This window comes from Rhizobium sp. BK060, assembly GCF_014193145.1.
GTDB lineage: Bacteria > Pseudomonadota > Alphaproteobacteria > Rhizobiales > Rhizobiaceae > Rhizobium.
Genome location: NZ_JACHYW010000001.1, coordinates 28,859 through 49,061, shown reverse-complemented (window position 1 = coordinate 49,061; position 20,203 = coordinate 28,859). Strand labels below are relative to the sequence as shown.

General features: G+C 58.7%; 17 protein-coding genes. 2 read left to right on the top strand and 15 right to left on the bottom strand.

Going from position 1 to position 20,203, the window contains the following annotated elements; all coding sequences use genetic code 11:
• Window positions 1-41: 41 nt before the first annotated feature.
• Window positions 42-1,073, top strand: a complete 1,032-nt coding sequence (locus FHT71_RS00150) for an aldo/keto reductase (protein WP_132588244.1) — start codon at window positions 42-44, stop codon at window positions 1,071-1,073.
• 41 nt (window positions 1,074-1,114) lie between these two features.
• Here FHT71_RS00150 and FHT71_RS00145 read toward each other — a convergent pair whose 3' ends face one another.
• The 13 genes from FHT71_RS00145 to FHT71_RS00085 all read right to left on the bottom strand — a co-directional run bounded on the left by FHT71_RS00145 (window position 1,115) and on the right by FHT71_RS00085 (window position 14,574).
• Window positions 1,115-2,185, bottom strand: a complete 1,071-nt coding sequence (locus FHT71_RS00145; RefSeq protein WP_183718609.1) for an ABC transporter ATP-binding protein — start codon at window positions 2,183-2,185, stop codon at window positions 1,115-1,117.
• Window positions 2,182-3,009: a carbohydrate ABC transporter permease gene (locus FHT71_RS00140; protein WP_132588246.1), complete on the bottom strand. Its 828-nt coding sequence runs from the start codon at window positions 3,007-3,009 to the stop codon at window positions 2,182-2,184. Before FHT71_RS00140 ends, FHT71_RS00145 begins: the two co-directional genes overlap by 4 nt.
• Window positions 3,006-3,908, bottom strand: coding sequence for a sugar ABC transporter permease (locus FHT71_RS00135; RefSeq protein WP_007794893.1), 903 nt, complete (start codon window positions 3,906-3,908; stop codon window positions 3,006-3,008). Before FHT71_RS00135 ends, FHT71_RS00140 begins: the two co-directional genes overlap by 4 nt.
• Before the next feature lie 110 nt (window positions 3,909-4,018).
• Window positions 4,019-5,251, bottom strand: a complete 1,233-nt coding sequence (locus FHT71_RS00130; protein ID WP_132588247.1) for a sugar ABC transporter substrate-binding protein — start codon at window positions 5,249-5,251, stop codon at window positions 4,019-4,021.
• A 65-nt stretch (window positions 5,252-5,316) separates the two neighbouring features.
• Window positions 5,317-6,219 (bottom strand): sugar phosphate isomerase/epimerase, encoded by a 903-nt coding sequence (locus tag FHT71_RS00125; RefSeq protein WP_007794886.1) that lies wholly within the window; start codon window positions 6,217-6,219, stop codon window positions 5,317-5,319.
• A gap of 11 nt (window positions 6,220-6,230) precedes the next feature.
• Window positions 6,231-7,265, bottom strand: a complete 1,035-nt coding sequence (locus FHT71_RS00120) for a Gfo/Idh/MocA family oxidoreductase (RefSeq protein WP_132588249.1) — start codon at window positions 7,263-7,265, stop codon at window positions 6,231-6,233.
• Between the two features lie 291 nt (window positions 7,266-7,556).
• Window positions 7,557-8,594, bottom strand: a complete 1,038-nt coding sequence (locus FHT71_RS00115) for a LacI family DNA-binding transcriptional regulator (protein ID WP_183718769.1) — start codon at window positions 8,592-8,594, stop codon at window positions 7,557-7,559.
• Window positions 8,595-8,749: 155 nt separating this feature from the next.
• Window positions 8,750-9,334 (bottom strand): dTDP-4-dehydrorhamnose 3,5-epimerase, encoded by a 585-nt coding sequence (gene rfbC / locus FHT71_RS00110; protein ID WP_183718607.1) that lies wholly within the window; start codon window positions 9,332-9,334, stop codon window positions 8,750-8,752.
• Window positions 9,331-10,215 carry a glucose-1-phosphate thymidylyltransferase RfbA gene (gene rfbA / locus FHT71_RS00105; RefSeq protein WP_183718605.1) on the bottom strand — a complete coding sequence of 295 codons (885 nt, stop codon included), beginning with the start codon at window positions 10,213-10,215 and terminating at the stop codon, window positions 9,331-9,333. The genes rfbC and rfbA overlap by 4 nt, the downstream gene beginning before the upstream one ends.
• Window positions 10,212-11,108 carry a dTDP-4-dehydrorhamnose reductase gene (gene rfbD / locus FHT71_RS00100; RefSeq protein ID WP_183718603.1) on the bottom strand — a complete coding sequence of 299 codons (897 nt, stop codon included), beginning with the start codon at window positions 11,106-11,108 and terminating at the stop codon, window positions 10,212-10,214. The genes rfbA and rfbD overlap by 4 nt, the downstream gene beginning before the upstream one ends.
• Complete coding sequence (gene rfbB, locus FHT71_RS00095) at window positions 11,105-12,154, bottom strand: dTDP-glucose 4,6-dehydratase (protein WP_183718601.1); 1,050 nt, start codon at window positions 12,152-12,154, stop codon at window positions 11,105-11,107. The genes rfbD and rfbB overlap by 4 nt, the downstream gene beginning before the upstream one ends.
• 45 nt (window positions 12,155-12,199) lie before the next feature.
• Window positions 12,200-13,639: an exopolysaccharide biosynthesis polyprenyl glycosylphosphotransferase gene (locus FHT71_RS00090; protein ID WP_132588254.1), complete on the bottom strand. Its 1,440-nt coding sequence runs from the start codon at window positions 13,637-13,639 to the stop codon at window positions 12,200-12,202.
• A gap of 563 nt (window positions 13,640-14,202) precedes the next feature.
• Window positions 14,203-14,574: a hypothetical protein gene (locus FHT71_RS00085; protein WP_132588255.1), complete on the bottom strand. Its 372-nt coding sequence runs from the start codon at window positions 14,572-14,574 to the stop codon at window positions 14,203-14,205.
• 517 nt (window positions 14,575-15,091) lie between these two features.
• Here FHT71_RS00085 and FHT71_RS00080 point away from each other — a divergent pair.
• The gene (locus FHT71_RS00080) at window positions 15,092-15,853 is read left to right on the top strand and encodes a hypothetical protein (protein WP_348649184.1); all 762 of its coding nucleotides are present in this window, start codon (window positions 15,092-15,094) and stop codon (window positions 15,851-15,853) included.
• Window positions 15,854-15,885: 32 nt separating this feature from the next.
• Here the strand turns inward: FHT71_RS00080 and FHT71_RS00075 are convergent, their stop codons facing one another.
• Window positions 15,886-17,178, bottom strand: coding sequence for an SEL1-like repeat protein (locus FHT71_RS00075; RefSeq protein ID WP_183718597.1), 1,293 nt, complete (start codon window positions 17,176-17,178; stop codon window positions 15,886-15,888).
• Window positions 17,179-17,202: 24 nt separating this feature from the next.
• On the bottom strand, window positions 17,203-20,076 hold the full coding sequence (locus tag FHT71_RS00070; protein WP_183718595.1) for a tetratricopeptide repeat protein: 2,874 nt from the start codon (window positions 20,074-20,076) through the stop codon (window positions 17,203-17,205).
• Between the last annotated feature and the right edge of the window lie 127 nt (window positions 20,077-20,203).

Genomic DNA, 20,203 nt, shown 5'->3' with positions numbered 1-20,203 from the left:
CTTTCCAAGCAACGCCACTATTTCGAAGAGGAGGATCTTCCATGGATTACCGCAAGCTTGGCCATAGCGGTGCAGTCGTCACCGCCTACTGCCTTGGCACCATGACGTTCGGTGCAGAGGCTGACGAAGCGGCTTCGCACAAACTGCTTGACGACTATTTTGCCTGGGGCGGAAACTTCATCGACACCGCTGACGTTTATAGCGCCGGCAAGTCGGAAGAGATCATTGGGCGATGGCTCAAGGCGCGGCCCACGGAAGCCAAGCAGGCCGTGATCGCGACCAAGGGACGGTTCCCGATGGGGCCCGGTCCGAACGACATCGGTCTTTCTCGCCGCCATCTGAACCAGGCGCTCGATGCCTCGCTTGCGCGCCTTGGCCTCGAGCACATCGATCTTTATCAAATGCACGCCTGGGACGCGCTGACGCCGATCGAGGAGACGCTGCGCTTTCTCGATGATGCCGTCTGCGCCGGCAAGATCGGCTATTACGGCTTTTCCAACTATGTCGGATGGCAGATCGCCAAGGCCGTCGAGATCGCCAAGGCACGCGGCTACACCCGGCCGGTGACGTTGCAGCCACAGTATAACCTGCTGGTGCGCGACATCGAGTTTGAGATCGTAGCCGCTTGCCAGGATGCCGGTATGGGCTTGCTGCCGTGGTCACCGCTCGGCGGCGGCTGGCTGACGGGTAAGTACCGGCGCGACCATATGCCGACGGGTGCCACCCGTCTTGGGGAGAACCCGAACCGGGGCATGGAATCTTATGCGCAGCGGAATGCGCAGGAGCGGACATGGGCGATCATCGAGACGGTGGAGGCGATCGCCAAGGCCCGTGGTGTCAGCATGGCACAGATCGCCCTTGCCTGGACTGCGGCGCGACCAGCTGTGACATCGGTCATTCTGGGAGCGCGAACGAGTGAGCAGCTTGCGGACAATCTCGCCGCGGCAAAGCTTTCGCTTTCCGAAGAGGAGATGACGAAGCTAAGCGACGTCAGCCAGCCCCATGTTTCCGACTACCCCTATGGCACCGGCGGCACCAACCAGCGGCATCGCAAGATCGAAGGCGGACGCTGAAGACCAGTCGAGGCGGCCGGATCCGGCCGGCCGCCAATGGTTCAGAGTCGGATACCGCTCATCTCGTCGAACAGATGCAGCTGTGAGGGATCGATGATCACGCCGATCGTCTCGCCCGCCCGCGCCATGCCGCGGCCCGTCTCGACGATGGTCAATTCGGGTGTCGTCGCAGCCGTGACGAAGGTCGATGAGCCGGTCGATTCGACGACTGCCACTGGCACGTCGAACGTGCCCTGCCCCGGCGCCGTTAGGCCGATATGTTCGGGACGAATGCCGGCGGTCACCTTGCGCCCCGGCTGGACCTGATGGTCGGTCGCAATCTTGTGCTTCACGCTGCCAAGATCGATCGTCAGGCTTTTGCCGTCTTCGGCGACGACGGCCGGGATGAAGTTCATGGCGGGGGAGCCGATGAAGCCCGCAACGAACTTGTTGGCGGGCTTGTCGTAAAGATCCAGCGGCTTGCCCTGCTGCTCGATCACGCCTTCGCGCATGACGACAACATGGTCGGCCATCGTCATCGCCTCGATCTGGTCATGCGTGACGTAGACCGAGGTTGCATGCAGCCGATCGTGCAGCGCGCGGATTTCCTTGCGCATGTGAACACGCAGCGCTGCGTCGAGGTTGGAGAGCGGCTCGTCGAACAGGAATGCCTTCGGATGACGGATGATGGCGCGGCTCATCGCGACACGCTGGCGCTGGCCGCCCGAAAGCTCACGCGGGTAACGCTTGAGCAAATGCGACAGGCCGGTGGTCGCCGCAACCTCTTCCGCCGCCTTGCGGGCTTCAGCCTTGGCGACGCCGCGAATGCGCAGGCTGTAGGTCAGGTTCTCCTCGACGGTCATGTGCGGATAAAGCGCGTATGACTGGAAAACCATGGCGACGTCGCGCTTGCGCGGCGGCACGTTGTTCATCAGCCGGCCGGCAATCTTCAACTCGCCTTCGGAAATGCTTTCAAGGCCCGCAAGCGAACGCAGAAGGGTGGACTTGCCGCAGCCGGACGGGCCGACGAGTGCGACGAAGGTGCCCTTTGCGATCGACAGGTTGATGTTCTTCAGGGCATGGAATGCGCCGTAGTGCTTGTTGACGCCGCTGAGCTCGATCTGATTGGTCATTTGAGGGCTCCAGAGGTGAGGCCGGATACGATGCGGCGCTGCAAGAGAACGAAGATGGCAAGGATCGGTGTCACATACATCGTGGCGTAAGCCATGATGTTGTTCCACTCGTTGGTGTTCGGTCCCATGAAGGAGTTGAGACCGACGCTCGCCGGTTGGAGATCGACCGCCTGGATCATCGACTTCGAATAGACGAACTCGCCGAAGGCCTGCATGAAGATCAGGATGGCGCTGACCAAGATGCCGTTGCGGGCAAGCGGCAACACGATATTGAAGAAAGCGCCGACGCGGCTGTTGCCGTCGACGAGCGCGGCCTCCTCGAGTTCCATCGGCACCGCCATGAAGGTGGCGCGCACCAGGACGACGAAGAACGGCATGCTTTTGGCAGCAATCGCGATGATGACGGCAAGGCGTGGATGGTCGAGCATCCCGAATTGCGAAAATCCGACGAAGATCGGCGTCACCATCAGCGATGCAGGCAAGACCTGCAGCATCAGGATCAGGAAGAGACCGACATCCACCCAGACGTTGCGATAGCGCGCCAGAACATAGGCGCAACCAACGCCGAGAACGGTAATCAATGTAACGGCGCCGACCGCGATGACCAGCGAGTTCCAGAGATAGCGACCCATGTTGCGGCTTTCCCAGACATAGCCGAAGGTGCCCCATTGCGGATCGCCGGGCCAGAAGCTTGGCGGCGTGGCGAACATCTCCGACCCGCCCTTGATGGCCGTGACGTACATCCAGTAGAGCGGGAATAGATAAATCGCCGCCATGACGATGGCGATCACAAGCATAAGGCGGTTGCGTGTTGTCTCACTCATCCGCGCACCTCATGGCGCGTGGAGCGGACATAGACGACCGAGGCGAACATGACGAAGACGATCATGATGACGGAGATGGTCGCGCCCTTGGCGAAATCATACTGGCGGAAGGACAAGTCCCAGGCCCAGTATTGCGTGACGTTGGATGAGTTGTTCGGACCGCCGGACGTGATCGCGGCAAAGAGGTCGAACTGCTGAAGCGTGAAGATCAGGCCAAGCGCGATGATGGCGCCGATCGTCGAACGCATCATCGGCAGCGTGATCGTCCAGAAGCGTTGCCAGGCATTGGCGCCATCGAGTTCCGCCGCCTCATAGAGGTCGCCGGGGATACCGGACAGGCCGACCGATAGCAGGATCATGTTGAAGGCCGTTCCCAGCCAGACGTTGGCGATGATGACGGCATAGAGCGAAAAGTGTGGATCGGAGCGCCAGAAGATATTGCTGCCGATGATGCCGCTCTCCTTGAGAATAAAATTGAGGACGCCGAAATCGCCCGAAAGGATCCAGTTCCAGATCGCACCGACAACGAGGCCGGGCATGACCCAGGAGACGAGGAACAGGCCGCGCAGCCACGAGGCGCCCGGGAAATTGACCCAGAAGAACAGCGCAAGACCGAATCCGATCAGGAACTGCCCCGCGATCGAGCCGACCACGAAGATCACGGTATTGCCGAGGATCGGCCAAGTTTCCGGCTGGGCAAAGAGATCGGTATAGTTCTTGAAGCCGACGAAGGGACGCGAAAAGGTTCCGAGGCTGAACATGTCAACCTCCTGGAAGCTCATCACCACATTGTAGATAAGCGGCAATCCCGCCATCAGGAACAGGAACGTCAGCGGAAGGGCGACGAGCGTGATGTCGAAGCCGCGGCCGTCCCTGACACTTGAAAGAATCCGTTTCATCGGTCCTCCAATACTCCGAACGGGGCTGTCTGGAGCTTGCGCTGGAAGACAGCCCCTGCCGGGAGGAAATCGTGGGATGGCCCGAAAGCCATCCGGTTATGCGAGGGATACTAGCCAAGAACAGCCTTGATCTTGTCGGCAGCCTGATCGAGTGCGTCCTTCGGGCTCATCTGACCGGTCAGAGCAGCCTGGATGGCGTCCTGGATCGCCTTGGAGATCTTTGGCCATTGCGGGTTCGGGCCACGCGGCTTGGCGTATTTCAGCTGTTCGATGAAGACTTTCAGCGCCTCGTCCTTCAGCTTCTCGCCGGTCTGCGGGATGGTGATGTCGGAACGGGCCGGAAGCTGGCCGTAGTTCTTGAACATCTTGTCGTCCTGGGAGGCAAAGAACTCGAGTGCCTTGAAGGCTTCGGCCGGATGCTTCGAGCTGGCAAAGATCGCCCAGTTGAAGTCGCCCATGGCGGAAGAACGCTCGGCCCCTTCCTTTGGAACCGGAAGCAGGGCTACGCCCCAATCAAACTTCGCTTCCTTCATCATGCGATCGAGCTCCCAGGGACCAGAGATCGCCATGGCGGCATTTCCCGAATTGAAGGTGCCGGTCGAATCCCACTGGCCGCGGGTCAGCGTGTCCGGAGAAGCAAGCTTCTCGTCCATGATCGTCTTCCAGGTTTCCAGTGCCTTGACCGCGCCTTCGGCATTGATGTTCTCATAGCCGCCGCCTGCCATCTGGGCCCAGGGAAGGAACTGGAAAGTGCCCTCCTCGTTCGCCTTGGCGGAGAAGGCCAGGCCATAGACATTCTTGGCCGGGTCGGTCAGCTTGCGCGCATCCTCGACAAGTTCGTCCCAGGTCTGCGGCGGCTTGTTCGGATCAAGACCCTTCGCCTTGAACATATCTTTGTTGTAGTAGAGCGCGATCGTATTGGTCGCCTTCGGAATGCCGTAGTACTTGCCGTCCCATTCGACCGATTTCAGCGGACCAGGGAAGTAGTTTTCCGGCTTGATGGCCGACGATCCCTTGATCATGTCGGTGATATCGAGGAAGGCACCACGCGATGCGAACATGGCATGCTCGGGGTTGTCGACCGCGATGATGTCAGGAGCCTGGCCGGTGGCATAGGCGCGCATGGCTTCGGTGACGACGTCATCGAACTGGATCAGACGATACTCGATCTTGATTCCGTTGTTCTGCGCGTTGAATTCCTTGACGAGGTTCGGCGCCGGCTGAATGTCCTTGTCCAGCGACCAGAGGGTCAAGGTGACGTCCTCGGCCTTGGCGGCCAGGCCGAAGAGAGAGACGCCTGCAAGCGCCAAGGCGCCGATCATTGCAAACTTGCGGATACCCATAGTTCTCCTCCTTTGTGGTTATCCTGTCGGAAGCCGGCGATTCCTCCTCGCCGGCCACGATGTCATCAGACCGGATCGACGACGAAGTCGCCGCCCCGGGCATGCTTGAGATGGTTCAGTGCGTAGACCTGGCCGGTCATTTCCAAGTCGTCGCGATAGACCGGATCGTGCCAGCCTTCGATATCGATCGAACCGGACCAGCCGGCCAGGCGCAGTTCGGAAATAATGTCCGTCCAGTTGCTGTCGCCGAAGCCTGGCGTGCGCATGAAGACGAACTTCTCTTTGCCGAAGATGCCGTGTTCCTTGATGACGTCCCAACGGATCGTCGCGTCTTTTCCATGCACGTGAAAGATCTTCTTGGCCCATTTGCGGATCTGTGGCAGTGGCTCGATCAGATAGACCATCTGATGGCAAGGCTCCCACTCAAGGCCGATGTGATCGTCCGGCGTTTCGTTGAAGATCAGTTCCCAGGCGTCCGGGTTGTGGGCGATGTTCCAGTCGCCGGTCGCCCAGTTGCCGTCCATGGCGCAGTTTTCGAAGGCGATCTTGACGCCCTTGTCGGCTGCACGCTTTGACAGCTCGCTCCAGATCTCCTTGTAGCGAGGCAGGCTGTCGGTCAGCGGCTTGTTACGAATGCGGCCGGTAAAGCCGGCAACACAGGTTGCGCCGAAATGGTGTGCGTTGTCGATGCAGTCCTTCCAGCCCTGCAGTGTCTGCAGGTCGATCTCCGTCGTTTCGAGCGGATTGCCGAACATGCCGAGCGTCGAGATGGTAATGTCGCGATCACCAATGGCATCGACGCAGCGCTTGCCGAGTTCGGCAAGATCCTGGCCGTTCGTCGTCTGCCAGAAGAAGGGCTCGAAGCTTTCAAAGCCCATATCGGCAATCTGGCCGATGCGCTTGTCGGCGCCGCCCTTGGAGGCGCTCACCATGGTGCCGATACGAATGGACTTGGCGGGGTTGCTCACGTCATTAATCCTTATGCTGAAATTTCAATGCGCTTGCCGGTCTTGGCGCTTTCGATCGCGCCGAAGACCATGGCGAGGCTTCTGATATTGTCGGAGCTTGCCGTTTCGGGCCGCTTGCCTGATTTGATCGCCTCGACGAAGCCTGCAATGACGCTGGCATGACCATGCGTTTCTTCTTCGTGCGCGGGCTCGGGAACGTTTACGGGCGTAAAGCCATGCAGGAGGCCGGGCTCATTGCCGACAACCGCTGCATTGAACGTGTCGCCGCCATCCCAGGTCAACATGCCCTTGGAGCCGACGAGACGCCACTCGCTTTCCCAGCTCGTGCGCTCGCCTTCGGCGCACCAGGAGCCGCGGTAGGTGAAGACGACATCGTCAGAAAACTCGAAGGTCGCATTGGCCGAGGCGCCGTGCCTGTACCAGGAGCCTTTCGGATTGCGTTCGACGCAATAGACGGCAAGTGGCTTTTTGTCGGCGACATAGCGGGCGGCATCGAAGGTGTGGATCGCCATGTCGAGCAAAAGGACGTTGTCCATCTCCTCGCGGAAACCGCCGAAATGTGGAGCGAGGAAAAAGTCGCAGTGGATGGCGGTCAGGTCACCGATTGCCCCGTTCTCGATGAAACGGCGCATGCGGCGCACGCCCGAGATGAAGCGGCGGTTCTGGATGATGGCGTGGATCTTGCCGGTCTCGGCAGCAAGATCGATCAGCGCGGCCCCTTCCGCAAGCGAAGTCGCCATCGGCTTTTCGCTGAGAACGTGGCAACCGGCCTTCAGAGCCGTGGAGACGACGTTGAAACGTGCCGTCGGAATGACGACGTCGAACACGATGTCGGCCTTGGCCTTGGCAATGACGTCGGCAAGATCGGTGCCGATGACGGCGCCCTTTAGGCCGAACTCGGCGGCGAGTGCTTCGGCTGCTGCCGGATTGACGTCGACGAGGCCCTTGACCTCGATGGCGGCTTTAAGAGCCGGGGTTTGCTTGATGGCGCGCAACCAGCCCTTGGACATGGCTCCGCACCCGCATAGAACGGCATTCAAAATCACGATTTCCTCCGGTGGATCGTTTCCGGCTTTCCTCCCGAAACGCATCCCGTAAACGTTTACGATACTAAGCGGAAACGTTTCCTGCTGTCAATGCCATCTCGTTTTTACAGAAATGCTGCGAAAAACACTTGAAAACGCGGGCGCTTAGGCAAATGCCTGTCGCACCGCAGCATGAAAAAAGTTCGTTCGAATTTCTGTCGGTAGAACTCATCTTCGCACTAAGAGCCAGCAGCGCGGGATCGCTCAGGTGTCGCATCTTCGTATTTTGGTAAGAACGAAAGGCTCGCCCGGCTATGTGCTCAGCGAAAAAGCGTCACTCTCTCCTGGGGCAAGTTCGAGTGGCCAGATCGTGTTGCGTGCGCCTTTTGGGTAGTGCTCGGCATAGGCCGGCATTGTCGCCAGCAAGGTTTCGGCAAGCTCGACGCCAAGATCGCGCAGTGACATGCGAAAACAGGTCAGCGATGGTTGCAGGAATTTCCCGCGCGGTTCCTCGCGGAAGCCAATGACGGCGAGATCGCGACCGGGAACAATGCCTGCTTCGTTCAGGCGACGATAGAGGCCGATCGCCATGAGCTCGTATATCAGGATGATCGCCGTTGGCTTGCTGTCGAGCCGTAGCAGTTCATGACCGGCCTGGTAGCCGCCCTGCTCGCTTGATTTGACGCGGATGACGAGCGACGGATCGTAGGTGATGCCGTGCCGCTCGAGTGACTTGCGATAGGCGTCGACGAAGATATAACCAAGATTGATGTCGTTTGATGGTGCTGCGATGGCGATACGGCGGTGTCCTTTGGACACGAGCCGATCGACTGCGCAGGCGGCGACGCCCTCGAAGTCAAGGTCGATCCAGGTATGGTTGCCGCCGGACGTGCTGCGCCCGAGCGCGACAAACGGGATCTTGGCCTTGACCAGAAGGTCGATACGCTTGTCGACGCGCTGCGTGGCCGAAATGATCATCGCATCGACGATCCGCCGCGCGACCATCCGCTTCAGATACTCGTGGGGGTCCTCGTCGTTCGGACATGGCAGCATCAGCAGGTCAAGCTTGTGACGGGAAAGCACGCTCTGCAGACCGCCGGTAACGCCAAGGAAGAAGTTGTCGCTGTTTTCGACCGTTTCCTTGCTGGATTCGATCATCAGCCCGATGACGTTTGTCGTTCCCTGACGGAGGCTGCGTCCGGACTGATTTGCCACGTAACCCAGCTCTTCGGCTGCCGCGAGCACGCGCTTGCGCGTCTCTTCATTGACGTCAGGCCTGCCGTTCAGCGCGCGCGAAACCGTCCCGATCGAGATGTCGAGATGCTTTGCGAGTTGGCGAATTCCCTTCATCTGCGGCAATCTACCTCCCCGATTGAACGCTGCGCCTCCTTATCTGCCATACTAAAACGTTTCCGGAAAGCGTCGTTGATACCGGGCAGGCGCTGGCGTCCTTCAATTCAAGGCTCCTCGCCGTCCACGGCAGCTGGCAAAACATTCAAGCGATTTCAAGATTTTATGGAAGCATCGCCTTCAGCGTCCGCTTGATCGAGGAAAAGCTCGGCGTGCTCGAATGTCGACGCCATCGCATCCTTTTCAGAAAGAAGCGGTGCCCCCTTAATCGGCCAAGCGATATTCAGATCACGATCATTCCAGATCACGGCCCGCTCGTTTTCCGGCGAATAGAAATCTGTTGTTTTGTAGAGGAATTGCGCGCAGTCGGACAGAACGAGAAAGCCGTGGGCGAAGCCGGGGGGGATCCAGAGTTGCCGCTTGTTGTCAGCCGACAGGGTCTCTCCCACCCACTTGCCGAAGGTCGGCGAGCCTTTGCGCATGTCGACGGCAACATCAAATACAGTGCCGTCCACGACGCGTACGAGTTTTCCCTGTGGTCGCCGTATTTGGTAATGCAAGCCCCTCAAGACGCCCTTTGCCGACTTGGAGTGATTGTCCTGCACGAAGCTGACGTCGCGCCCGACGGCCGCATTGAAGCGGGCCTGATTAAAGCTCTCGAAGAAGAATCCTCTGTCGTCGCCATAGACTGTCGGCTCGACCAGCAGGACATCGGCAATTTCGAGCGGTGTCGCCTTCATCTTTCTTCAGCCTCGCTCAGAAGTCGCAGCAAGTACTTGCCATAGCCACTTTTCGCAAGCGGGGTGGCGAGGTGCTCAAGGTGGGCTCTGTCGATCCACTTGTTTCGAAACGCAATTTCCTCCGGGCAGGAAACCTTTAGGCCCTGGCGATGCTCCAGTGTCGAAATGAATTGTCCGGCATCGAGGAGAGAATCGTGAGTTCCCGTATCGAGCCAGGCATAGCCGCGCCCCATGATCTCCACGGTCAGGCTTCCTGCATCGAGGTAGCGGCTGTTCAGATCAGTAATCTCAAGCTCGCCGCGCGCCGAGGGCTTGAGCTGCTTGGCATAGTCGACTGCCCTCTCATCATAGAAATAGAGGCCCGTGACGGCATAGTTCGACTTCGGCAGGGACGGCTTTTCCTCGATGGACAGAGCCCTGTTCGCATCGTCAAACTCGACGACGCCATAGCGCTCGGGATCGAGCACATGGTAAGCGAAGACGGTTGCGCCGCTCGCGCGCGACATACCGCTGCCCAGCAGGAGCGGCAGGTCATGCCCGTAGAAAATATTGTCGCCGAGCACGAGTGCGCTTGGCGCCCCCTCCAGGAAGTCTTCTCCGATGATGAAGGCCTGGGCCAGTCCATCGGGCGACGGCTGCACGGCATAGGAGAAGTTGATGCCCCACTGCTCGCCGGTTCCCAGCAACGCCTCAAAGCGAGGTGTATCCTGCGGGGTCGATATCACCAGTATGTCTCGGATGCCCGCGAGCATCAGCGTGCTCAACGGATAGTAGATCATCGGTTTGTCGAAGACCGGCAGCAACTGCTTGCTGATTGCCAACGTCGCGGGATGCAGACGGGTGCCGGAACCACCGGCGAGGATGATGCCTTTTCGAGTCACGCCTGCAGCTCCCGTTCCTTCAGTTGATCGAGCATCCTGTCCACGTGCACGCTCCAGTACGGCAGATCCAATCCCAGGCGATCGGCGAGTGCATCGCTATTGAGCAAGGAGTTTTGCGGCCGCACTGCAGGCAGGGGGTATTCCTCGGTCGCAATCGGCTCGATGTCGGCAACATCAGTCCGCAAAGTGAACCCCAGTTCGCGCGCACGTCGAACGACATAGGATGCAAGCTCATGCCAGCTCGTTTGGCCTTGCGCCGTCAGATGATAGATGCCGCCGTCAAATTCCCCTCGGCGATGGGCCGCGACTGCCAGTGCCGTGACGTCGGCGATCAGTTCGGCTGATGTCGGCGCGCCAAATTGATCGGCAACGATGCGCAGCGTCGCTCGCTCCCGCGCCAAGCGAAGAACGGTGTTGATGAAATTGGCTCCCGTCGCGGAGAAAACCCAGCTTGTCCGTAGTATAACGAACCTGCAGCCTGACGCTTCGATCGCTTGCTCGCCGGCTCGTTTTGATTGCCCGTAGACGTTCAGCGGATTGGTGTCGTCACTTTCGACGTACGGCGCCTCCTTCCGGCCGTCGAAAACATAGTCTGTTGAGTAGTGAACGAGCGTCGCGACGCGGTCGCGGGCAAATCGCGCGATGATTTGCGGCGCTTCGGCATTAACCCGGAAAGCGGCCTGCGGCGTCGATTCCGCACGGTCGACCTGCGTCCAGGCGGCGGCATTAACGATAAGGTCGGGCGCATGTTCCTCCAAGATCGCAGGGAGGGTCTCAGTCGCTTCCATATCGATGTCACGCCTTTCCAGCGCCGTCACCGCACCCAGCGGCAGGAGCGTTCGATGTAGTTCCCGGCCGACCTGGCCGTTCTTGCCAAGCAGCAGGATGTTCATGCGTATTGCTTCGCGATCCAGTTGCGGTAGCTGCCGCAGGTGACGTTGTGTACCCAATCCGGATGATCGAGATACCAGCGAACGGTCTTTCGGATGCCGGTCTCGAACGTCTCGGCTGGTCGCCAGCCCAACTCTGCCTCAATCTTGCGGGCGTCGATAGCGTAGCGCCGGTCATGACCCGGGCGATCGGTCACGAACGTGATCTGATCCTGATAGGAGCCGCCGTCTGCTTTGGGCTTAAGCTCGTCAAGCACGTCGCAGAGCGTCATCACGACCTCGAGGTTCGTTCGCTCGTTCCAGCCCCCGATGTTGTAGGTCTGTCCTGGCAAGCCGTCATCCAACACCCGTCGAATTGCGCTGCAGTGATCCTTGACGTAGAGCCAGTCGCGAATTTGCCGGCCATCGCCGTAGAGCGGCAAGGGGCGACCTGAAATGGCATTGTGAATGACCAGGGGAATGAGCTTTTCTGGAAAGTGAAACGGGCCGTAGTTGTTGGAGCAATTGGTGGTCAAAACGGGCAGGCCGTAGGTGTGATGGTAGGCCCGAACAAGGTGGTCCGCTGCCGCTTTGCTGGCCGAATAAGGGCTGTTTGGCTGGTACTGATTTTGTTCGTCAAAGGCAGGATCACCCGCGCGCAGCGTACCGAATACCTCGTCGGTCGAAACGTGCAGGAAACGAAACCCTTCGCGATTCGCCAATCCGCCCCAATAGGCTCGCGCTGCTTCCAGTAACCGGAATGTGCCTACGATGTTGGTCTGAATGAAATCTTCCGGCCCATGGATCGAGCGGTCAACATGGCTTTCGGCGGCGAAGTTCACGATGGCGCAGGGTTTGTATCGTGTCAGGAGGCTCGTCACCAGCGCACTGTCGCCAATGCTTCCACGGACGAAGGTGTACCTGGCATCTCCCGAAAGCGAGGCCAAATTCTCACTGTTGCCAGCATAGGTCAGCGCATCGAGATTGAGAACAGGCTCGTCGCTCTGCGCCAGCCAGTCGAGAATGAAGTTTGAGCCGATAAAGCCGGCGCCGCCCGTCACCAAAATCATCGCTACACACCCTTCACGCAAACACAAAACACAAACGACGACCAGCTAGTAGACATTCCTGCGATCAACCATGCTGACCATGGTCACAAAGACGATTTTCAGATCGAGCCACAATGACCAATTATGGATGTACCAAAGGTCATGGCGAACACGGTCAGCCATTCGATCCACTGTCGGTGTTTCGCCGCGGCACCCGTTGATCTGGGCCCATCCCGTCAATCCGGGCTTGACATGCCGGCGCGATGCGTACTCGGCGATAAGAGCTCCATAGAGATCATCGTGCACCAATGCATGCGGACGCGGCCCGACGACCGACATGTCGCCTCGAAGGACGTTCCAGAATTGCGGCAGTTCGTCCAGGCTTGTCGATCGGATAAAGCCGCCGACTCGCGTGACGCGAGGGTCGTTGCGTGTCGCTTGGCGCACGTCCGTGGAATCTTCCATGACCGACATGCTGCGAAACTTGAGTATGCGAAACACGCGGCCACTATACCCTTTTCGCGATTGCACGAAGAAGATCGGTCCGGGGCTGTCTAGTTTTATGGCAACGGCAACCGCAACACAAATTGGGAACATGACAACCAGTGCAGCGATGGAAAAGGCGACATCGAATGCCCTTTTCAGTCCCCGTTCGTAGAGATCGAGCGGTGGGCGGTGGGCTTGGAACACGCGCCGCTCCCCGACCGTTTGCGCAGGGCCTTCGACGACGTCTCCCACGACACCGCCGAACATGACGCTTACCGGCACACAGAATTGACGCAGCGTGGTCAGGCACTCCTCGAGCGCGCGCAAATTTCCATAGTCGCTCCATGCAACCAGCACTTCATCCACTTCGGCTATGCCGTTCTTCTCATAGGCCTCGCTCATGGATGCCAGCGCCAGATCGGCTTCGGCAATTCGCATCATATGCTTAATAGAGAGACCGCTGAGGGCGGCACGTTGAACGACTGATTCCGTCGGCATCGTGCTTGGGCAAATGAGAAGTACCCGTCGGGTGGGGAACGCTGCACGAGCAATCGCGCTGCTGAGGTGGCTATACCAGAACAGGCGCAAAGCGATCAGCCCACCCAAAGAGAGAATTGCACCTGTGATGATCGAGCCACGCGGAATTGCCGCGTCGATCTTGAGGAACAAGATCACGGCCAGAAGAAACAGCAGAGCCGCCGGCAAAAACGCCGTGATCAGCAGCAACTGGCGGCGCAACGAGAGCATCTCGCTCGGTCGGTAGGCATGGACGCTAAACATCGCCAGCATGAAAATCGTCGCCACGAGTAGACCGATCCCGATGTAAAGCGAAGGGTCGGCAACAGTGCCGAAGGCAATCTGCTCGTAAAACAGATGACCTGCTGCACTCGCGGCAAGGAGAACGATAAAATCGACCGTTGCTGCGATGCAGGCAATCGCAATGCTGTTGAAACCGAACCATTTCCGGTCGCTTTTGACGGAAAGATGCGGGCCCCAGTTCTGTTCGACTGGAATGGTCATGATTCACACCCTCAACCCTGCTGTATAGTTAGCATGAGTTAAACGTGCCCAACAATTAACCTTGAATACGCCTTATTGCGTAACGCCTGAGACTATTGGCGAATATACTTCGCGATCTGGATCGCGAAATTAATCCTGCTTAAGTATTTCCTCTTAATATTTGGGCATTTAGCTTGATAAATATTTAAAGCAACGAAGTATTGTCTGCGGGTTGCTTGATGGCCGGGCGGATCCTGGTGTGGTGGCGGAAATCAATCCGTATTATTGATTAGGTTTGATGCAGAACAGCGTCATATTTCCTCAACTACGCAGAAGCCGGTCCTGCTCAAACCGCTGTGCTTAACAGGCGGCAGGTTCAGGATGCCGGCATGATATGTGCAGTGCATTCATCCGCGCGACGAAAGTGGTGGTCACGCCACCCTAACAGCTTTCGCTTCGGTCATGGTCGCAAAAACATCCACTGTTATGCAGCGACAGCATGACAGTCCTCGCCGATCGCGCGGCGAGGCCTTGCCAGAGAGAAAATGCGCAATCGGTGAAGATATCGGTTCTGCCGGCCGCTGCTATCTCGGTACATCGAGTTTGTTTATTGCAAACGTATAGTTATTGCCCGTGCCCCCACGGGTAACGACCAGTTTGCGCGTTTTGGTTGTGATGCGCGCGAAATTTCCCTCGGTCGTAATCGACCGTGCGGTCGAAATCGTGGCGTAGCTTTCTCCCGGGAATTTTTCCGGGCATGCCTTGCCGCCGATGGCATAGATGCGCGCGCCACCTTTTTCGTAACGCTGTTGAATAGGCCGGCCGTTGGCGTCGGCAAGAACCTTACAGCCGGGCGCCCCTGGTACCGGAATAATCCGGTACCAGGGGCTGTCGGCGAGAGCGCCGGGCACGGATAATGACAGCAGGGCGGAGGCAACAAGGAATAGTCTCAACATGGTCCGGCTCCTTCATCGTCAAGAATGTAAAGCTATATTAGCTCATGTTGGTCAACGAGGTTATTTCGAATTACAGGAAGAAAAAATAGATAATATCTATTTGTCTATCAATGATTTGACATAGTCTAGTTATAGAATATTTGCATATACAAGAACATCCATTGATCTTGCCTGGGAGAAGCGCTGCTTCCACTGCCGACTAAATCCTTTGATGTTTGCGGAGAGGTTCAAAATGACTCATGGATCTTTGGCGTTTTTTCTTGTTGCGCGCTTATCGGTTTTCTGCAGCTGCGCCGCGTTCGCCAGTGCGAGTTTCGCGACGACGATTGATGTTTCTCCGTCGCCAACGCGCGGCATCCAGGCTGCTCTCAATAGAGCACAGCCCGGTGACGTCATCCGGTTGAGACCTGGAATATACTATGAAGATTTCAAGACGGTTCGAAACGGCAGACCCGGAAAACCGATTGTGATCACCGGTCCTCGGTCCGCGGTCATAAGGGGATCAGGCGCGTCGAGGGTGATCGAAATCAACCACGACTATACGGAACTGCGCGGGTTCACGGTGGATGGCAAATTCGGCGCCGGCAACACCAAGGGCAGCTATCGTGACAAGCTCATCTATGTGATCGGCAAGACGCGTGGAGACGGAGTAACGGGCCTGCGGATATTGAACATGTCCGTCAAAAATGCCGGGGGCGAGTGCATCAGGCTTCGCTACCAGACGCGCCGAAACGAGATTGCCTATTCACAGATCAGCAATTGCGGCCGCTATGATTTCGCCTTCAGAGACGGCGGTAAGAATGGCGAGGGCATCTACATCGGCACCGCCCCGGAGCAGCGGGGCGCCCACGGGGCTCCGGACCGATCCGTCGATGCCTCGGACGCCAATCACGTCCATCACAATATCATCGACACCAAAGGCAACGAGTGCGTGGATATCAAGGAAGGATCAAGCCGCAATGTCGTCGAGCATAACCAATGCTCCGGCCAGAAGGACAAGAACTCTGGCGGCTTCGATTCTCGCGGCAACAACAATGTCTTCCGCTACAACACCGTCAGCAATGTGCGCGGCGCGGGGGTGCGTCTCGGTGGGGACAGCGACAAGGATGGCATTAACAATGATGTCTACGGCAATACGTTTCGGAAGGTCGGAGTAGCGGTCGTGCGCGCAGAGCGCGGTCCGCAGGGCAAGGTGTGTGGCAACACCTCGCAGAGCAATTCCGAAAAGAAGGACAAGAAGAAGGGCAAGGTTCAGCTTAAGCCGCTAGCCGGCTGCTGACTGTTGCTTCGGTGGTAGCAAGGTGTCTCGGCTCAATTGGATGACAGCTTTTGGAGCGCGGCACGCGCCAGCGGATATCCACCCGCTGCCGACTTCTCCAACCACTGTCGACCTGTGGCGCCGTCCTGCGGTTTGTCGGTTGACTGAAGCATCATCATGCCCAGAAGGTATTGAGCCTCCGGATCGTTCTGTTTGGCTGCGCTTTCGCGATAGGTCTGCGCTGTGTCGAGCGAGGCAGTAACGCCCGTGCCGTAGTAGTAGGCATCACCCAACACCTTTGAGGCTGATGCGTACCCGCTGGCTGCAGCCGTTTGGAGGCTCGCGATGATCAGATCCTTCCTGCTCTTGTCGACATCTGAACGTGCGAGAGCCCGTGAAAGATAATCAATGGCGTCGGCGTTGCCGCGTTCCGCCAGTGTTTGGAATATTGAAATCGCCTCGTTGACAGCTTCGGGCTTGTCCCTCTTCCACAGGACCTGCGCCATGACCTTAAGCGCATTTGGATCAGCTGCTCGCCCCTCCGCCCGGATGGCGGCCATTGCTTCGTCTTGTACGGACGGCGGATAGTCGAGATTGAGCAATTGCTTCGCGGGTCTGCCTGCGTCCAGTGGATTGAGCGCGATCGATTGCAGAAGCAACTCGGAACTCACTGCCATATCCTCGGGCGTCTTGCTGAGCACGATGCGCTTGGCAATCTCGGTGTAGAGCTTTGCCCGGCGTGCCGGCTCAAGGCGAGCGGCCCATTTCTTCGCCTCGGAGATGTTCTTGAGGGTGCCTCGGCCTTCGGCGAGAGCAAGCGACGTTGCTTCGATGCCCTTGGCGTTTCCGACAACGGCTGCCCATCGGTACCACTTATAGGCAATCACGTCATTTTGTGGGACGTCCAGCCCGGTGTATTGAATCAGTCCGTAGGCCGCCACGCAGCTCTTGCATCCACGCATTGCCTCCGCCGCAAGCGAGCGCAGGACGGCCGGCGTTCTATCCCCAAAGACATAGTCGTTCATAAGAATGCCCTTGGCCAGAAGCCGTGTAGCGTCTCTTGACGTTGGGCCAGCAAGCAGAAGAGCGAAGCCATAATTTGGATCGCGTACCTTTCGGTCGGGTGCGGTAAGCGCCGCCGTGGCGATCAACAGGCGCTTGGGCAAGGGAAGTTTGACCGCCGCATTGACTTCGGGCCAGCCCTTTGCGATCCGCAGTTCTTGCCAATTCGCATATGTCTCGATCACGGGTCGCGGCGTCGGCTTCACGATCTTCGCTGCCTCGGCGGTCGCAATCGTTGCTGTTGCCATCAGAGCGGTCAGCGATATGCGTAGGATGCTCTTCATGACGCCTACTCCTGCATTGACTGTTCAGTTTGCCAAGTCAGTCGACTTGGTCAGCCAGCGTTGCGCCTCTTCGGTATCGGCTTTTGTGCCGAAGCCGATCTGCAACGCGATTGCATATTTCTCAAAGGCACCGCGGTAGCCCGCATGCGCCGCCTTCGAAAGCCATTCGGTGCTCTTGGTATCGGAGTGCTCAAACCCGTGGGTGCCAGCCGCGTAGAAGTCGGAGACGTTGAGCATGGCGGCTCCATTCCCGAGCGTTGCTGCCTTCAGGGTCCAGGATTTTGCCGCTTGCGTGAATGCAGGGCTGCCTTCGGAGAGCCGCAGATAGAGCCTGGAGAGCAGCGTTGCTACCTGCGGTGAATTCTGCGCCGCGAGATCACGCAGCAATGTTTCCACCTTCTCGTCGCCACTGGACGGGTCGTTGAAGGTGGCCTGTTGCGACAGAATCTCCGTCACCAGGCTTTCCAGGGCTCCTTCGTCGCCGAGCCGTGCGCTTCTCAGCAGCCACATGTAACTATTCTTCTCATCCGCCGGCAGACCCTCGCCGGTGCTATACATGCGACCGATCTCGCGCATGGCCTCCCGCTTTCCACCCTCGGCGGCGTCCTTCATGAGCTCGATTGCCTTTGCTTTTTCCGCTGGCCGTTCGTTCAGCAGGAAACGGGCAATCTGGTATTGCGTGCTTGGATCCTTCGTTGGCTCGGCGATCGCCTGATCGAAGAGACCGAGATAGTCCTGCTTAAACTGCGGCACGGTTCGTATCGCCAACGCGACCTGGATCTTTTCCTTCTCCAGGCAAAGCGGCCGGCTGAGGGCAGCTTTGAGAATCGTCGCTTGCTGCTCGGCATCGCTTTCGACTTCGGCTTGCTTGAGGAGCGCGCGCAAGTCGCCTGTCGCGTTCGCCCGGGCAAGCCATCGCCGCCAATCCGCTCCGCCACCGTCAGTGGCGGAAACCTTCATGTCCACCAGCCGCAGCATTGCCGAGATGCTGCCTTTGGACGCCGCCTCGACGAAGAGGGCCGTGGCCTTCTTGGGATCGGGCTCAAGCGTTGGATCGGGGTCGATGTAAAGTCTGGCCAACTCAAAGAGCAGGTCCGGATTTCCGGTCGGGGCCGACGCCTCCAGCATCGCTCTCGCCTTTATAGCGTCGCGCTCCTCAGGAGCATCAGGGGACAGAGCCGCACGCGCCTCCGTCAGTGTTGCAACTCCGGGATCAGCGGTCATCGCGCGCTGGCGCCAGGTCTTAGCCGCAGCCGCATCCTTTTCCGTTCCGTGGCCATCACGGTAAGACAGGCTGACCCGCATCATGGCTTCGACATCGCCTTGCTCGGCCGCTTGCGTCAGAAACTTGGCGGCTTTTGCGTTGCCATCAGATGTGCGCTTGGCAGATGCCTCGTCTGCAAGCGTCAGCAGGCTTGCTGCGTTACCTGCCGCGGCGGCCTTCTCGAGCCAGGCACGCGCCTTGGCACGGTCCTTTTCGACACCCGCTCCACAGAAGTAGAGCGATGACAGTTCGCTCATCGCGACACCGAGGCCGTGGTCGGCTGCCGCGCTTAGATATGTCAACGGATCCTTGTCGAGCTTTATAGCCGGCTTTTCACCCGACGCGAGCTTGTAAAGCTCGAAGGCGGAACGTGCAGAGCCAAGATCTGCGGCCTTCACCAGCGTCTGCTTGGCGAGTTCGAAATTCGGTGCGCCGGCGCTGCCGCGCGCGTAGATGATGCCGAGTTGTTCCATTGTGCGGAGGCTGACGTCTGGCAGCACGGCCGCCTTCTGCAGGCTCTGCAGCTCAAGACCAGGATCGGCTCCGGCCCCATAGGCCCCACGATAGTAAGCGGCCTTCATTTCATAAGCGCGCGGGTTGCCGCGCTCCGCTTCCTGAGCCAGCAGTTTGAATGCTTCGTTCTTGCCGCTTCCTTCTGGTGGGGTTGAAAGCAGGAGATCGGCAAGGGTCAACCGGCTTGCCGAGTGCCCGAGTGCCGACGCTTGTCTCAAGAGACCGATCGCCTGTTGCTGATTGGCGGCGACACTGCTGTCTTGCAGGTATCGGCGTGCGAGTGTTGACATTGCCCTGACATCACCGAGTTTCACGGCAGCCTGCAGCCATTGTGCCGAGGTCTGTTGGTCGTCGAGCCCCAAATCGGGGTCGATCAGGATGTCGGCAAAGCCGGTCAGGACGCTGCAATCGCCGGCGCCCAATCTATCGGACATCTTCGAGATCGCACGGTTCAGATAGAGGCGGTTGGCGTCGGCAGTCTCTGCCAGTTGTGGGTTGCGGTAGTAGAGACGCGCAAGCTCGAGTTCGGCGGCCGGATCGCCGGCGTTTGCTGCCGCAGTGAGATATCCCTGTGACTTCTTAAGGTCGACTGGTACGAGCTCGCCTTGGCGATAGAGCCTGCCGAGAAAGGTTCCCGCCTCGATCGTCCCGCGTTTGATCGCCTCCGTCTCGACCCTGATGATTTCATCGACGCGCAGAGAAGCGTTGTCGTCGTCGGCAAGAATGCGGCCGTAGAGATGGAGTGCGCGACCCGCTCCGGCAAATGGGACCTGGCTCAGGTAGAGGGCAATGCGTTCAGCGGTCGCCGGGCTTCTCTGATAAAGACTGTAGGGGCTGAATAGCGTTTGCGCATCCTGCAGCATGTCGTCTGGCGAGAGTGTGCCAGTGCTCTTTCCGTCCCAACGGTTCCAGTTGCGAGGCGCGGGCACCGCAGGCGGAGTGACACACATCTGCGCGTAGTCGAAATCCGGGCTCAGAGGGATCAAGGTCTCAGTGGCGGCAATGGCGTTCGTCGCCAGAACGGGTGCGCAAAAGGCAAGCGTCGCGGCGAGCGCGGTTCTTTGGAAACTTCCAAGCCGGCGGCCGACAGCCGCACTCCCAATCTCGTTTCCGTTGGACATTGAAATGCTACCTCATTGCTTCGGAGCGTCGTCACTCTCGTCTTGTGCCGATCTCGTTCTGTCGAGCTGGCGTGCCCGCGCGATAATCTCGTCTCGGACCAGGACGACCCAGTTATGGGTCGACCCA